This is a genomic window from Cognatishimia sp. WU-CL00825 (assembly GCF_040364665.1).
In the GTDB taxonomy this organism is placed as follows: Bacteria; Pseudomonadota; Alphaproteobacteria; order Rhodobacterales; family Rhodobacteraceae; genus Cognatishimia.
The window spans coordinates 895,976-911,679 of sequence record NZ_BAABWX010000001.1; the positions used below are offsets into that span (position 1 = coordinate 895,976).

At 54.1% G+C, this 15,704-nt stretch carries 13 protein-coding genes and 1 tRNA gene; 4 read left to right on the plus strand and 10 right to left on the minus strand.

What is annotated here, in order from left to right; translation table 11 throughout:
• Positions 1-19 precede the first annotated feature (19 nt).
• From ABXG94_RS04375 to recA, 4 genes are all read right to left on the minus strand, one after another.
• Positions 20-403 carry a VOC family protein gene (locus ABXG94_RS04375; RefSeq protein ID WP_353532541.1) on the minus strand — a complete coding sequence of 128 codons (384 nt, stop codon included), beginning with the start codon at positions 401-403 and terminating at the stop codon, positions 20-22.
• 116 nt (positions 404-519) lie between these two features.
• On the minus strand, positions 520-807 hold the full coding sequence (locus ABXG94_RS04380; protein WP_353532542.1) for a DUF1330 domain-containing protein: 288 nt from the start codon (positions 805-807) through the stop codon (positions 520-522).
• Positions 807-3,458, minus strand: a complete 2,652-nt coding sequence (alaS, locus tag ABXG94_RS04385; RefSeq protein WP_353532543.1) for an alanine--tRNA ligase — start codon at positions 3,456-3,458, stop codon at positions 807-809. The genes ABXG94_RS04380 and alaS overlap by 1 nt, the downstream gene beginning before the upstream one ends.
• Positions 3,459-3,601: 143 nt before the next feature.
• Entirely contained in the window at positions 3,602-4,681 is a 1,080-nt protein-coding gene (gene recA / locus ABXG94_RS04390) for a recombinase RecA (RefSeq protein ID WP_353532545.1), read from the minus strand.
• Positions 4,682-4,875: 194 nt separating this feature from the next.
• On the opposite strand from recA, the gene ABXG94_RS04395 reads away from it, so the two are divergent.
• Positions 4,876-5,472 carry a gamma-glutamyl kinase gene (locus ABXG94_RS04395; protein ID WP_353532546.1) on the plus strand — a complete coding sequence of 199 codons (597 nt, stop codon included), beginning with the start codon at positions 4,876-4,878 and terminating at the stop codon, positions 5,470-5,472.
• On the opposite strand, the gene ABXG94_RS04400 is transcribed toward ABXG94_RS04395, so the two are convergent.
• The 3 genes from ABXG94_RS04400 to guaB form a co-directional block, all read right to left on the minus strand.
• Positions 5,464-7,755, minus strand: coding sequence for an ATP-binding protein (locus ABXG94_RS04400; protein ID WP_353532547.1), 2,292 nt, complete (start codon positions 7,753-7,755; stop codon positions 5,464-5,466). The genes ABXG94_RS04395 and ABXG94_RS04400 overlap by 9 nt on opposite strands.
• Positions 7,756-7,873: 118 nt before the next feature.
• Entirely contained in the window at positions 7,874-9,031 is a 1,158-nt protein-coding gene (locus tag ABXG94_RS04405; protein ID WP_353532548.1) for an RsmB/NOP family class I SAM-dependent RNA methyltransferase, read from the minus strand.
• The gene (gene guaB, locus ABXG94_RS04410) at positions 9,028-10,479 is read right to left on the minus strand and encodes an IMP dehydrogenase (protein WP_353532549.1); all 1,452 of its coding nucleotides are present in this window, start codon (positions 10,477-10,479) and stop codon (positions 9,028-9,030) included. Before guaB ends, ABXG94_RS04405 begins: the two co-directional genes overlap by 4 nt.
• 269 nt (positions 10,480-10,748) lie before the next feature.
• Between guaB and ABXG94_RS04415 the strand changes: the two genes are divergently transcribed.
• The 3 genes from ABXG94_RS04415 (at position 10,749) to ABXG94_RS04425 (ending at position 13,457) form a co-directional block, all read left to right on the plus strand.
• Positions 10,749-12,788, plus strand: coding sequence for an ASKHA domain-containing protein (locus ABXG94_RS04415; RefSeq protein WP_353532550.1), 2,040 nt, complete (start codon positions 10,749-10,751; stop codon positions 12,786-12,788).
• Positions 12,789-12,919: 131 nt separating this feature from the next.
• Positions 12,920-12,993: transfer RNA gene (locus ABXG94_RS04420), tRNA-Gly, on the plus strand.
• An 89-nt stretch (positions 12,994-13,082) separates the two neighbouring features.
• Entirely contained in the window at positions 13,083-13,457 is a 375-nt protein-coding gene (locus tag ABXG94_RS04425; RefSeq protein WP_353532552.1) for a hypothetical protein, read from the plus strand.
• Between the two features lie 7 nt (positions 13,458-13,464).
• On the opposite strand, the gene phoB is transcribed toward ABXG94_RS04425, so the two are convergent.
• The 3 genes from phoB to pstB are packed head-to-tail and all read right to left on the minus strand — an operon-like array spanning position 13,465 to position 15,697.
• Positions 13,465-14,154: a phosphate regulon transcriptional regulator PhoB gene (gene phoB / locus ABXG94_RS04430; RefSeq protein WP_353532553.1), complete on the minus strand. Its 690-nt coding sequence runs from the start codon at positions 14,152-14,154 to the stop codon at positions 13,465-13,467.
• A 14-nt stretch (positions 14,155-14,168) separates the two neighbouring features.
• Positions 14,169-14,888, minus strand: a complete 720-nt coding sequence (gene phoU, locus ABXG94_RS04435; RefSeq protein ID WP_353532555.1) for a phosphate signaling complex protein PhoU — start codon at positions 14,886-14,888, stop codon at positions 14,169-14,171.
• 11 nt (positions 14,889-14,899) lie between these two features.
• The gene (pstB, locus tag ABXG94_RS04440) at positions 14,900-15,697 is read right to left on the minus strand and encodes a phosphate ABC transporter ATP-binding protein PstB (protein ID WP_353532556.1); all 798 of its coding nucleotides are present in this window, start codon (positions 15,695-15,697) and stop codon (positions 14,900-14,902) included.
• Between the last annotated feature and the right edge of the window lie 7 nt (positions 15,698-15,704).

Consider the following 15,704-nt stretch of genomic DNA (forward strand, 5'->3'; position numbering starts at 1 on the left):
GCGCCTTTGGGCGTCCTTTTTATGTGGGTCGGTCTACGTGCTGATCAAATAGGATGGCGTTTCCATCGGGATCGGTGAGAGTGAAATTGGCAGGCCCGGTGCCGTCGGGATCTGTGGGCTGTGCCACGGCCAATCCCTGAGCTTGCAAACGCGATTGCAGCGCCCGAATGTCTTCGAATTCGGATAGTGGCTCGGCGGATTGATCCCAACCTGGATTGAATGTGAGAATATTGCCGTCAAACATATCCTGAAAAAGACCAATCACCGAGGTGCCATTTTTTAGGATGACAAAGCCATGGTCTGACGTGTCTTGGAATGTTTCAAACCCAAGCGCTTTGTAGAATTGCAGGGATTTTTTCAGGTCTTTGACCGACAGGCTTACGGAGAACGCACCAAGTGACATGGGAAACCTCTTTGCGACATACAGTGAGGTTTGAGGATGCACCGGAACGGGAAAGTTTTCAAATCAAGCGCGGCATGTCGCAAGGCAAAGCAAGGCGCGGCGTGGGTTTGAATTGCTTAGCCTGCCACGTCGATGATTGTGAGTGCGCGCTTTGAGGCTGCATCGGCAAATGTCAGTGCGTGTTGATAGTCTGGACTGTCATAACAGGCCTGCGCGGATGCGAGGCTGGGAAACCTGACGATGGTGTGGCGTTGCCAAGCGTGGCCTTCGAGGGTTGCGAACTCGGCCCCACAGGCGACAAATACGCCGCCCATGTTTTCAATTGCTGGCACAGCATGCTGGGCGTATTGCGCATAGAGCTCTGGATCAGAGACATCTACGTGACTGATCCAGAGGGCCGGCATTATGCTTCCAGAACTTTGACGGCTGCAGCAATGGCCGCCTCGGCGTTTTCTGTGGACTTGGCACCGCCCTGGGCCATGTCAGGACGGCCTCCGCCGCCTTTGCCACCCAGTTCGACCACCGCAGCGCGCACCAGATCTGGGGCTTTGACACGGCCGGTCAGATCCTTGGTCACACCGGCCGCAACCGCCGCTTTGCCATCAGCATCTGCGATCAGTAAAACCGCACCGCTTTGGATGCGGGCTTTGTGTTCGTCAATCAGCGCCGGTAGATCGCGGCCAGACACGCCGGACAGCACTTGAGCTATGAACTTTATGCCATTGATTTCGCGGGCTTCCGCGCCGCCTGCTTGGTCTGCGCCACCAGACATAGCAAGGTCACGGCGCAGCTGGGCGACTTCGTTTTGCAAGGCTTTTCGCTCGTCCAACAGGCCTTTGACGCGGTCAACCACATCTGCGGGTTGGGCTTTGAGCAAGGACAGAACCCCATTCAGCCGCGCGGCCTCGGCGGCGTTATGCGCGTTGGCAGCTGCACCTGTCAGCGCCTCGATGCGCCGCACCCCCGACGAGGACGCGCTGTCACCCAACAGTACAAAGGCACCGATGTCTCCGGTTTGTTTGACATGGGTACCACCGCAGAGTTCGAGCGAATAAGTGTCGCCGTCCAACCCTTTGCCGGTGTCGGCACGGCCCATGGACACCACCCGCACTTCGTCACCGTATTTTTCACCAAACAACGCCTGTGCGCCAATGGCGCGGGCATCGTCTGGGGTCATGATCCGGGTTTCAACCGCGGTGTTTTGCCGGATGTAGGTGTTGACCTCGTTTGACACCTGGGTCAATTCGGCTTCGCTTAGACCTTTGGCATGGCTAAAATCAAAGCGCAGGCGATCTTCGGCATTCAGTGAGCCGCGCTGTGCAACATGGTCTCCAAGCGCATTGCGCAAGGCTTCGTGCAGCAAGTGGGTTGCCGAGTGATTGGCGCGGATCGCGGAACGGCGTGTGTTGGAGACGGTGAGCTGTGCGCCCTGGCCTTTTGAGATTTCACCTTTGGTGACCTCGGCCATATGAATGAAAACGCCGGCCGCTTTTTTTGTGTCGATGATTTTGGCGATGCCGGTTTCGGTTTTGATCACGCCGGTATCGCCGACTTGCCCGCCAGATTCAGCGTAAAACGGGGTTTGGTTCAGGATGATCTGTACCTGGCCCGTTGCTTTATCGGTTTGTGCGCCCCCTGCGACCAAGGCCACGATTTGGCCTTCGGCAACTTCGGTGTCATATCCAAGAAAGTCGGTTGTGCCCTGCTTGTCGGCGATGTCAAACCAGATGGTGCTGTCGGCGGCTTCGCCGGAGCCAGACCAGGCAGCGCGCGCCTTGGCCTTTTGTTCGGCCATTGCCGTGTCAAAGCCATCTGTATCAACCTCGCGGCCTTTTTCGCGCAGCGCATCTTGGGTTAGATCCAGCGGAAAGCCATAGGTGTCATAGAGTTTGAAAGCCGCAGCACCGGGCAAAGGCGCGTTTTCAGCCAGGCCGCCAAGTTCGTCGTCCAGCAATTTTAGGCCACGATCCAAGGTTTGTTTAAAACGGGTTTCTTCGAGCTTGAGGGTTTCCTGGATCAGGCTTTGGGCCTGACCAAGTTCGGGATAAGCCGCGCCCATTTTGCTGACAAGCGCAGGCACCAACTGATGCATGACCGGATCTTTGGCCCCCAACAGATGCGCATGGCGCATGGCGCGGCGCATGATGCGGCGCAGCACATAGCCGCGGCCGTCATTGGCAGGCATCACGCCATCCGCAATCAGGAATGATGTCGAGCGTAAATGGTCGGCGATCACCCGGTGATGCACATTCTGATCCCCATATGGGTCCACAGAAGTGGCATGGGCCGAAGCCTCGATCAGCGATTTCATCAGGTCGGTGTCATAGTTGTCGTGGCTGCCTTGCAGCAGCGCGCCGATGCGTTCCAGCCCCATGCCGGTGTCGATCGACTGCATGTCCAAGGCTTTCATCGAGCCGTCTTCGAACTGCTCATTTTGCATGAAGACCACGTTCCAGATCTCGATAAAACGGTCGCCATCTTCTTCTGGTGATCCCGGAGGGCCGCCCCAAATATGGTCGCCGTGATCATAGAATATTTCGGTACAGGGACCACAGGGGCCGGTTGGTCCCATTTGCCAGAAGTTATCTGAGGTCGCGATGCGAATAATGTGTTCTTCGGGAACGCCGATTTTTTTCCAGATGTTAAAGGCTTCGTCATCGGTGTGATAGACGGTGACATAAAGCCGTTCTTTTGGAATGCCGAATTCCTTGGTGATCAATTCCCAAGCAAATGGAATGGCTTGTTCTTTAAAGTAGTCGCCAAAGCTGAAGTTCCCGAGCATTTCGAAAAATGTGTGATGGCGCGCGGTGTAGCCCACATTGTCTAGATCGTTGTGTTTGCCGCCAGCGCGCACGCATTTTTGCGACGATGTTGCGCGATTATAGTCGCGGGTCTCAACGCCGGTAAAAGCATTTTTGAACTGCACCATGCCGGAATTTGTGAACATCAACGTCGGATCGTTGCGCGGCACAAGGGGGCTAGAGGGCACAATCTGGTGGCCCTGTTTTTCAAAGTAGTTCAGGAAGGTCGACCGGATGTCGTTTAAGCTTGGCATACAACGGGCTTTCTGGCGGAATTTACGTTCCAAATCGGTTTAGCCCTGTCATGCAGAGGTGTCCACAGTTGCTGTGTGTCAGACATCACAAAGGCCGCGTTTTGTGAACGCGGCCTTTGGTAATTGATGCTGTTTATGTGGCGTTACGAGTTTTCGACCAAGGCGTCGCTGTCGTCTTCGCCCTTGGGCATTTCAAATTCAAGCCCGTGTGAGGCGCGAATTTTATCTTCGATTTCCAACGCAATGCGGGTGTTTTCGCGCAAATAGGTTTTGGCGTTTTCGCGCCCCTGCCCGATGCGTTCGTCGCCATAACTAAACCAGCTGCCGGATTTGGCCACAATGCCGCCTTTGACCCCCAGATCCAGCAATTCGCCCATTTTGGAAATGCCTTCGCCGTACATGATATCAAACTCAACCTGTTTGAACGGGGGCGCGACTTTGTTTTTCACCACTTTGACACGGGTGGCATTGCCAACCACTTCGTCACGATCTTTCAACGCGCCAATGCGGCGGATATCGAGCCGCACAGAACTGTAAAACTTCAGCGCGTTACCCCCGGTTGTGGTTTCTGGCGAACCAAACATAACACCGATTTTCATCCGGATTTGGTTGATAAAGATCACCATGCAATTTGAACGGCTGATCGAGCCGGTCAATTTGCGCATCGCCTGGCTCATCAAGCGGGCTTGTACACCCACAGAACTGTCGCCCATATCGCCTTCGAGTTCGGATTTTGGCGTTAGGGCCGCAACCGAATCAACCACAACCATATTGACCGCACCAGAGCGCACCAATGTATCGACGATTTCCAGCGCCTGTTCACCGGTGTCAGGCTGTGAAATCAGCAGTTCGTCCAGATCAACGCCCAGCTTTTTGGCGTATTGCGGATCCAGCGCATGTTCAGCATCCACAAAGGCGCATACGCCGCCTTTTTTCTGCTCTTCTGCGACACAGTGCAGGGTCAGAGTGGTTTTACCAGAGCTTTCAGGTCCATAAATTTCAATAATGCGGCCCTTGGGCAGGCCGCCGATGCCGAGGGCAATATCCAGGCCAAGCGAACCTGTTGAGGTTGCCTCGATTTGCTGAATGGCGTTGCCGTCGCCAAGTTTCATAATAGAGCCTTTGCCGAACTGACGCTCGATCTGGGCCAAAGCGCTATCAAGCGCCTTTTGTTTGTTCGCGGAAGCTTTACTGCTCATAGTCAAAAGATCTGCCGTTGCCATTGATTGACTTCCTTATTCCACAGCCGCCCCCGGGCAGCAATGATTGCCTTTGTTCACTTCTTGTTCTCACCCTTATGAGATCAAAACGAGAACATTTCAATAAATTTCTTTCTATTTCTACTTTTGACCAAAGAGATTAATGAGTAGTTTACAGGTGGAAACTATTGAAAAGTAACGCGGATTGGGGCCCATACATGCTGGTTTTTTGGAAAGAAAGACTTGTGATTCTAGCTGTTCCCAAGACCGGAACAACGGCTTTGGCCGAGGTCCTGGGCCCCAAAGCAGATATTTTAGTGAATGATCCACCGGAACTGAAGCATGCGCCGCTGTATCGTTATAACAGGTTTTTTCGCCCGATGTTTGAAAAGGCCTGCAAGACCGATGATATGGAAACCATGGCGATCATGCGTGAACCGGTGTCTTGGCTGGGCAGCTGGTATCGGTATCGCCGGCGGGATTTCACTCGCGGCAAGCCCACGTCCACCCACGAGATCAGTTTTGATGAATTTGTGCTTGAATATTGCAAAGGCGACAGGCGGGCCTTTGCCAATGTCGGCAGTCAGGCCAAGTTTCTTGAGCCTAGACCAAATGGCACAAAGGTTTCGCATCTATTCCGCTATGAAGACCAATCCGCGATCTTGGCCTTTCTGCAGTCCCGCTTACAGATCGAAGTGACGCTGCCAGAACGCAATGTGTCCCCCAAAATGCCCCTCGAGCTGAGCCCTGAAGTAGAGGCGAAATTTCGGCAGCGCCGCGCCGAAGAATTTGCGCTTTATGACAGCTTAGGCTGAATGGCTGATCTGTTGCTGGGCGACTTGTGTCAATTCGGCCAGTGAAAACGGTTTTGGCAGAAAAACCGAATTTTCAAAGTGCCATTCTTGACCTGAAAACGTTTCTTCGGCATAGCCCGACATAAAGACCACGCGCACGTTTGGACGATCTTGGCGCGCTTCATTGACCCATGTTGGTCCATCTTTGCCCGGCATGACCACGTCGGTGACAAAAAGGTCAAAATGCAGCGAGTCGTCCTGAACGTAATTCAACGCCTCTTCAGCATTTGCAGCCTCAAGCACGGTAAAGCCCTTTAAGCGCAATGCGCGCGATGCAAAGGCGCGCACAGGGTCCTCATCTTCGACCAGCAAAATCACCCCATCTGCTGGACCTTCGGGCAACGCCGCTGGTTCTGCGGTAGTATTGTCAGAGCTTAGGGCGACTTCGGAGGTTGGGAACAGCAGATTAAAAGTCGTGCCCTCCTCCAACAGACTGTCTACGAAAATAAAGCCCCCAGATTGCTTTACAATGCCATAAGCGGTGGAGAGGCCAAGCCCGGTGCCCTCTCCGGTGCGCTTGGTGGTGAAAAAGGGTTCAAAGACCTTTTGGCGATTGGTTTCGGAAATACCGCTGCCCTGATCTGACACCCGGATACTGACATAGTCGCCAGGCGGGACCACTGCTCTGTCCCATTTTTGCGGTGCAGCAAAAGACAGGTTTTCCGTGATCACTTCTATTTCGCCGCCCTGGGGCATGGCGTCACGTGCGTTGACCACAAGGTTCATAATCACCTGTTCAAACTGCTGCCGGTCAACATTGATGGGGTTCACATCCGGGTCGTGCTGCACCCGCAGGGTGATTTTTTCGCCAACCAACCGGTTCAATAAATGCATCAAATCAGACAGTGATTCGATGAGATCCAGGGTCACAGGTTGCAAAGTTTGCTTGCGAGAATAGGCCAAAAGCTGCCCCACCAGGCCAGCTGCGCGATTGGCGTTTTGATAGATCTGGGTCAGGTCGGCGAAATCTGCATCCCCTTCTTCGTGACGCAACAACAACAGGTCACAATGCCCGGAAATCGCCGTCAGTAAGTTGTTGAAATCATGCGCCACCCCGCCGGCAAGTTGGCCGATGGCCTGCATTTTTTGGCTTTGCACAAACTGCGCCTCAAGTGTCTTAAGTTCGGTGGCATCATTGAGCACCGCAAACAGCGCAATTGTGCCGTCTTCGACAATGCGGCCAAGGGTGACCTGAACAAACACTTCTTTATCGTCGCGACGCAGGCGCAGAAATTCGTTTAGATTTTGCGCGCGATCCTCTGCAGCCTCTGATAACCACGCGTTGAGCGGCCGGCCCAACCCCTCCATCACATCCGCAATATGAGAGGCCTTGGACAGGCTGTCGCCCAACAAATGGCGGGCGGCCTTATTGGTAAGAAGAACTTTGCCAGTGCGGGTGGTTTTCAGAACGGCAACAGGCATTTCCTCAAATGACATGCCCGATTTCAATTGTTCTTTGCCCTGCGTCGGGATCAAAAACAGCTCTTTTCTGTCACCGCTTAGCTCTTTTTCCAAAACAAAACATCGACTTAAGCCATTGGCTGTGCTGATGATATTGACGTCGCTTGCATTGGGATCTTGGTGGTCAAAAATGTCTGAAAGTTTGGTTTTTCTTTCGCCCAGCAAATCACGCGCGGCCCCGTTCATAAACAATACGGTGCCACCCCGCCCTGTGGTCAGCATCGGCAAAATGGGTCCTGCAGTGTGGTTATCGTGACTGCGCGTTTGGTCGTTAACGGTCCAGACACATAGGTCTTTTTGAATCACAGCCACATGTAATTTTGTTTTCCCAACCCGGGTTGTGAGCGTTTCCGTTGCGGTGTCTTCAAATTGGGCGGCCCCCGTAAGCCGCTCTACAATATCGCGACTGTTGACCACGCGTTGGTTCACAACCTCGGTGATGGTGTCGCCCAAAAGATGGGCGCTTTCGGCTGCCTGGTTGCGAAAGATAATATTAGTATCAGTGCCAACAATGAATTTTGGCACCGGATCATGGGCGATAACGGCCCCAAAGGACTGTGCAACGGACAATTTGGAGCGGTGCAAAAGAAGGGTTCGGAAGGCAAAAAACAACGCCCCAACCATCAACCCGCCAGCCAATAAAAACAAAATGTAGCGTGCATTCTGACTTTGTAAAAAGGCCCCAGCAAAGGCAAAACTGATGGACAACACCAGCGCATTGCGCACGCCATGTGACGCTGAAGCGTCACCGCGGATCTCTGAGTTCAATTGATCAACTGCCAAAACGCCAACCCTTTCTGGCGTGGTTTCTTTCTAAAATCTGAATGCAAAAAATGAATTATTCCTAAACGAGTAAATTCTCGTATAGGTTGAAATGCAACAAATTTTTAGAAAAAAGACTTTAGGCAGGCGCTTGTAGGATTGCGGTAAAAAAGCCGTCACAGCCGTCAAGGGGTGTCCATTGCTGTTGTTTTAGGCGGGTCCAACCCGGATGATCCGCGAGGAATCTATCAATTTGAAGATGGTTTTCTTCGCGCAGCATCGAACAGGTGGCATAGGCCAAATGGCCGCCCGCGCTGACCCAAGCTGCGGCTTGGTCCAGAATGTCGGACTGGATCGCCGTAAGCTCTGTCAAACGTTCTTCGGTAAAGGTCCATTTGCTATCTGGGTCCCGTCGCCAAGTGCCGCTGCCAGAGCAAGGTACGTCGCAGAAGATCAGGTCATAGGGCGCGGCGGTTGCAACCCTGTCGGTGGACAAAATCTCGACCTCTACGCCCGCGCGTTTGGCACGATCTGGCAGATCCCGCATGCGATTTTCATTCACGTCATGCGCGAAAAATTGAGCTTGCGAGCGCCCGGCCATCGCCAGTAATTTGCCACCGCCACCTGCACAGAAATCCAAGACCCGCTGCGCTTGATCCAATGGCAAAAGGTCTATGGCCGCCTGACTGGCCGCATCCTGCAGTTCAACCAAACCATCCCGATAGGCCTGTGCGTTTTTCACTCGGCGCGCGCCAAAAGTCACTTCTAGCGCGGTTGGTGAAAGCGGGTTGGAAACGGTGGTTATGTTTTCATTTTCAAGGACTTCACGCGCCTTATCTAATGTAGTTTTACGCGTATTGACGCGCAGATTAACCGGTGCGCGTTTGCGCATGGCCTGCTCTACAGCGTCAAAATCAGCGCCCAAGGCCTGCTGTAATCTGGGTACAATCCAGTCAGCAAGATCCAAAGAATCGCCCTGTCCCATGCCATCACGTTCGGCATCCGTTAAGGCAGCAGGCGCATAATTGGCCCCGCTGAAAATCGCGTCTGGGTCCGTGCCTTGTGCTGACACCAGCCCAAGCAAAAGCGCCCTTGCGCCCTGCCCGCCACCAAGAACAGCAAGAGAGTTTCTTTGCCGCAAAACATCATAGACATGATCGCGTACAGCGGCACGATCTTTGGACCCCGCAAAGCGTGAACTGCGAGCCCAATTGGTAAGCACCCGCTCTGCTGGCGCGCCTTCAAGAATGATTTCGAGCAACTCGATCGCGGTTTGAACGCGCGCAGCAGGTGTCATGATCCGATCCGGTAATTCGGGGATTCTCGGGTGATTTGCACATCATGCACATGGCTTTCTTTCAGACCCGCGCCGGTGATTTTCACAAAGTTACAGTTCTTGCGCATGTCAGCTATCGTGCGATTGCCGGTATAGCCCATTGCGGCACGCAGTCCGCCCACAAGCTGATGAATGACGTTGCCGGCAGAGCCTTTGTAGGCCACCTGACCTTCGATCCCCTCGGGTACGAGTTTGTCGCTTGCAGCATCTTTTTGGAAATAACGATCCGCTGATCCGCGCGCCATGGCCCCCAAGGACCCCATGCCGCGGTAAGATTTGTAGGAACGACCGTTATAAAGGATCACTTCACCCGGAGATTCGTCAGTGCCAGCGATCATGCTGCCAACCATGGCGCAAGAGGCCCCTGCAGCGATGGCTTTGGCAAAGTCGCCCGAGAACTTGATGCCACCATCAGCAATCACCGGCACGTCGCCGGCGGCCTTGGCACAATCCATAATTGCCGTCAGCTGTGGGACACCCACACCTGCGACCATGCGTGTGGTGCAAATAGATCCCGGACCAATGCCGACCTTTACCGCGTCAGCCCCGGCTTGGATCAGGGCTTTGGTTGCGGCACCAGTGGCCACATTACCAGCAATGATCTGCACGCCGGAATTCAGAGCTTTGACGCGTTTGACCGCATCAATCACGCCAGCGGAATGGCCGTGGGCCGTGTCGATCACCACGATATCAGCGCCAGCGTCAATCAGCGCCTTTGTGCGGGCAAAGCCGCTGTCGCCGACCGAGGTTGCCGCGGCAACGCGCAAGCGCCCCAGATCGTCTTTGCAGGCTGTCGGGTTTAAAACCGCTTGTTCGGTGTCTTTGAGTGTCAAAAGGCCAGTGAGTTTTTTATCGCCATCCACAATCAAAAGCTTTTCGATGCGACGCACGCGCATAAGGCTTTTGGCCTCTTCAAGGTCAGCGGGTTCTTGCAGCATGGCCAGATTTTTTGTTGTCATCATCACAGACACCGGTGTGTCGTCGGATTCAGCAAAACGCATGTCGCGGTTGGTTACAATGCCTTGAACACGGCCAGCGTCATCGATAACCGGGAACCCGGTGACACGGTAACGTTCCTGTAGGTCTTTGGCGTCTGCCAAGGTCTGATCCGCTTTCAGCGTGATCGGGTTGTACACGATGCCGCTTTCAAAACGCTTGACGCGCCGGACTTGATCAGCCTGTTCTTGGGCTGTTAGGTTTTTGTGAATCACGCCAATCCCGCCAGCCTGCGCAATGGCAATGGCCATGCGGGCCTCGGTTACAGTATCCATTGCGGAACTGAGCAGCGGGATATTCATCGTGATGGAATTGGTCACACGCGTGCGTGTATCCGCTGTGCTTGGCAGCACATCTGAAGCGCCGGGAACCAGCAATACGTCGTCGAAGGTAAGAGCCTCACGAATCTCCATCACACATCTCCTTGGTGGGGTCGTTTGGCGCTTCCCTATTGCATGATATGGTCAAATGGGAAAGGGCAAATACACGCTTTGGTGCCTGTAAAGTGCCTGTTTGGCGTGTGCGTCAGCCATTCTGACCAAAGCGAGAGCGACAGAGGGCGCGATTTGACCGGATTTGGTCGAAAAATCGCAGGCTTTCGCTTTTCCTTTTTGTCAAAATCCTGTTGTCTGCACCCAAGACGCGCGACAGTGAACCAAATCATACCAAGGACCCAACAGCCATGAGCAGCGACCCTCTTGTGATCTTCACGCCCTCAGGCAAACGTGGCCGCTTTGAGGTTGGCACGCCGATCTTAACAGCTGCACGGCAATTGGGTGTGGATTTGGACTCTGTCTGCGGCGGACGCGGCATCTGTTCAAAGTGCCAGGTGACGCCTTCGGTTGGCGCGTTTCCTAAACACGGGGTTACGGTTTCGGCAGATGCCCTGAGCAACTGGAACGCAGTAGAACAGCGTTATAAAGATAAGCGTGGGTTGATTGATGGACGCCGGTTGGGTTGTCAGGCGACCGTGCAAGGTGATGTTGTGATCGATGTGCCACCGGAAAGCCAGGTGCATCGCCAGGTGGTGCGCAAACGCGCCGAAGCCCGCGATATCGTGATGAACCCGTCAACACGCTTGTATTATGTCGAGGTTGAAGAACCCGATATGCACCAGCCTTTGGGCGATCTAGAGCGGCTGATCGAGGCGCTGCATGATCAATGGGAACTGGAAGGTGTACAGGCTGATTTTCACATTCTGTCAGAGCTGCAATCTGCTCTGCGCAAAGGCCAATGGAAAATCACCGTTGCGGTGCATGCCGGTGACAAAATCAACCCGCCCCGTATTATGCACATCTGGCCGGGTTATTATGAGGGCACGATTTACGGATTGGCAGTGGATCTGGGATCAACCACCATTGCGGCGCATTTGTGTGACTTGCAAAGTGGTGAAGTTGTCGCTTCGAGCGGCATCATGAACCCGCAAATTCGCTTTGGCGAAGATCTGATGAGCCGCGTGTCTTATGGCATGATGAACAAAGGCGGTGATGTCGAAATGACCACCGCGGTGCGCGAAGGTATGAACGCCTTGTTTGTGCAGATTGCATCCGAAGCCGAAATCGACAAGGCGCTGATTATGGACGCGGTGTTTGTCTGTAACCCGGTGATGCACCACCTGTTTCTGGGCATTGATCCGTTTGAGCTGGGCCAGGCCCCTTTTGCTTTGGCGACAAGTAGCGCATTATCCTTGCGTGCCAGCGAGTTAGAGCTGAATATTCACCCAGCAGCCCGCACTTATATCCTGCCCTGCATTGCCGGGCATGTGGGCGCGGATGCGGCGGCTGTGGCTTTGTCTGAGGCCCCGGATAAATCCGACGAGTTGATGTTGGTGGTTGATGTGGGCACCAACGCCGAGATTTTGCTGGGCAACAAAGAAAAAGTTCTGGCCTGTTCTTCGCCCACCGGACCCGCTTTTGAAGGGGCGCAAATCAGTTCTGGCCAACGCGCAGCACCCGGTGCGATTGAGCGGGTCGAAATTGATGTGGTCACCAAAGAACCACGCTTTCAAATCATCGGATCTGACTTGTGGTCTGACGAAGACGGGTTTGATTTGGCGGTTGCCGCGACTGGCATTACCGGAATTTGCGGCTCGGGCATCATCGAAGTCATCGCTGAAATGCGCATGGCCGGGTTGTTGGATGCATCAGGTCTGGTTGGTTCTGCGGCACAAACCGGCAGTGCGCGCTGTGTGCCGGATGATCGCACCCATGCCTATTTGTTGTGGGATGGATCTGCGGATGGCGGGCCGGTGATCACGGTCACCAATGGTGACGTGCGTGCCATCCAGATGGCCAAAGCGGCGCTTTATTCCGGGGCGCGTCTTTTGATGGATAAATTTGGCGCTGAAACCGTCGACAAAGTGGTTTTGGCCGGGGCATTTGGGGCGCATATTTCCGCCAAACACGCGATGGTCTTAGGCATGATCCCGGATTGTCCACTCGACAAGGTCACAAGTGCGGGCAACGCTGCAGGCACCGGCGCCCGCATCGCCCTGTTGAACACCAAAGCCCGCCGGGAAATCGAGGCCACGGTGCGCAAGATCAAAAAGGTAGAAACCGCTGTTGAGGCCCGGTTCCAAGAGCATTTTGTCAATGCCTCGGCGATCCCGAACGCAGTAGAGCCATTTCCAATTTTGGCCCAAACGGTCACCCTGCCCGATGTGAGTTTTAACACCGGCGGCGAAGGCTCTGGCGGTGGACGTCGTAGGCGCCGCCGCGGATAAATACATAGGTTAGGATAGAGAGCACCAACAGGCAGATATCAAACAGTGTCCACCTGATTTGGTGCTTTCTATTATTTAACGACTGCCATCGCTTGAACTCGCTTTCATAGCAAGGTAATCGCTTAAGAGCGGCGGGTATGGTGAAAAGGTATCACGGCAGCTTCCCAAGCTTTAGTTACGAGTTCGATTCTCGTTACCCGCTCCAGAATTTCCAAAAGAATGGCCAAATAGAAACGGTTGCCAGCAATCTGTTGCACAGCTAGTCTTTGTGCAGTGAATTTGTATTGGTGACTTATGATTTCAATAAAACCGCAGCTATTTGCGCTTGCTTTACTGGCAACTGCCGCTGCCTGTACCGTTCCCAAAAAAACCGATGAAACCGTCACAATCAATGGCAAAGACTATGCCGTTTGGATCGTAACCAAAAGCAAGGCTTTTGGCAGCGCGGATGCGCCGGGCGACATCACGTTTGAGAGCCTGCATATTTCGCACCATGGCGAACGCATTCTTTGCGAGGTCAAAGATATTCAGGCTTGCCTGCCCATTTGGCAACAAGGTATCGAAGACGTGAATGAAGCGCTGGCAAATCAAAGCGAGTCTGACAGCAGCGGTGACAGTGCTGGCTCTTCCGGCGGCGGCGGTGGTGGAGGTGGTGGCACTGACCTATAGATAGGCCTTAGCCTAGGGCATAGCCTGCCCCGCGCACGGTGCGCAGCGGGTCTTCTCCGCCGTGTACACACAGTGCCTTGCGCAGGCGCCCAACGTGCACATCAACCGTACGGCTATCGACATAAATATCGCGCCCCCAGACCCGGTCAAGCAATTGTTCACGGCTCCAGACGCGGCCGGGTTTTTCCATAAAGGTCGCGAGCAGGCGAAATTCGGTTGGGCCAAGTTTTAAGGGCTGATCATTGCGGATCACCCGGTGGGTTTCGCTGTCCAGCACGATGTCTTGGTATTCGAGCCTTTGCCCGACCGAGGCAGGCCGCACGCGACGCAATTGATTGCGCACGCGGGCCATCAATTCCATCACTGAATAGGGTTTCACCACATAGTCATCTGCGCCGGTTTCTAAACCACGCACGCGGTCGACCTCTTCGGCGCGTGCTGACAGCATCAGAACCGGAATATTGCGCGTTTGGGTCCTGGTCTTAAGGCGGCGACAGATTTCGATGCCGGAAATGCCCGGCAGCATCCAATCCAACACAATGATATCGGGGGCTTCTTCGTCCACCAACAACATGGCTTCGTCGCCATCTGCGGCGGACACCACATCAAACCCTTCGGATTTCAGATTATACAACAAGACTTCGCGCTGCGCGGGTTCGTCTTCGACGAGCAGGACTTTGGGTTGATCGGCCGTCATAGTGTTGATCCCGCCTAATTGGGTTCAGAAAACGCAATGTCGCGCGTGGTGACATCGCCTTTGGGGCGGGGCTCTTCGGGCATTTCGCCATTCACCAAATAGATCACCTGTTCGGCAATCGCCGTTACGTGATCGCCCATACGTTCGGTGTTTTTGGCAATGAAATGCAAGTGCATGCAAGGGGTTATATAGCGCGGATCTTCCATCATAAATGTCAGGAATTCCCGAAACAGCGCATTGTACATCTGGTCGATTTCCTGATCACGTTCCAGAATTTCATAGGCCAGATCAACGTCACGCGTGATATAGGCATCCAGCGCGTCTTTCAGCATGATCTGCACTTCGCGTGCCATACGGCCAAGCGCATTGCGCGCGCCTTCGACTGGGGTCATTTGCACCAAAACGGTTGTGCGTTTTGCCATGTTTTTGGCGTAGTCACCGATGCGTTCCAGGTTGCCAGAGATCTTCATCACCGACAGGGCAACCCGCAGATCAACCGCAGCTGGTGCGCGCAAAGCAATCACTTTGGCGGCCTCTTCGTTGACCAATATTTCAAGCGCGTCGATGGCTTTGTCTGCTTGGCGCACCTTGTTGGCCAGTTCATCATCGCGATCGCGCAAAGATTTGGCGGCATCTAAGATGGCCTCTTCGACCAGCCCGCCCATTTTCATGATATGGGCTTGGATGCCTTCGAGTTCGCGGTCAAACGACGACAGGATGTGATGATCGTTCATGAGAAATATCCTTAACCAATACGTCCGGTGATGTAGCTTTCGGTGCGTTCATCTTTTGGGTTGGTGAAAATCTTGGAGGTGTCGTCGTATTCCACCAGGTTGCCCAGGTGAAAAAACGCGGTTTTTTGACTGACGCGCGCGGCCTGTTGCATCGAGTGGGTCACAATCACTACCGAATAGCTGGCGCGCAATTCGTCGATCAATTCTTCGACCTGTGCGGTGGCAATCGGATCAAGCGCTGAACAGGGTTCGTCCATCAGCAGCACTTCGGGTTCAGTGGCCACCGCGCGGGCAATGCAAAGCCGTTGTTGCTGTCCGCCTGACAGGCCTGTGCCTGGTGCGTGCAGCCGGTCCTTGACCTCGTTCCAGATCGCACCGCGTCGCAGGGATTTCTCTACGATGTCATCAAGATCGGCCTTGGAGTTCGCCAAGCCGTGAATGCGCGGCCCATAAGCGATATTGTCATAGATCGACTTGGGGAACGGGTTTGGCTTTTGAAACACCATGCCCACCTTGGCGCGCAATTGCACTGGGTCGACCTTGGGGTCATAGATGTCTTCGCCATCCAACAAGATTTCACCGGTCACCCGACAGATATCAATGGTGTCATTCATCCGGTTCAACGTGCGCAGAAAGGTTGATTTTCCGCAGCCAGACGGGCCGATAAAAGCGGTCACGGTTTTGGCTTCGATCTGGACGGACACGTCTTTGATCGCATGGGTGTCACCGTAATGCACTTGGACATTATCCGCTGTGATCTTGATGTCTTTCTGGTGCACTGCGGTCTCCAGATTGGGTGCGTCATACATGGGTTGA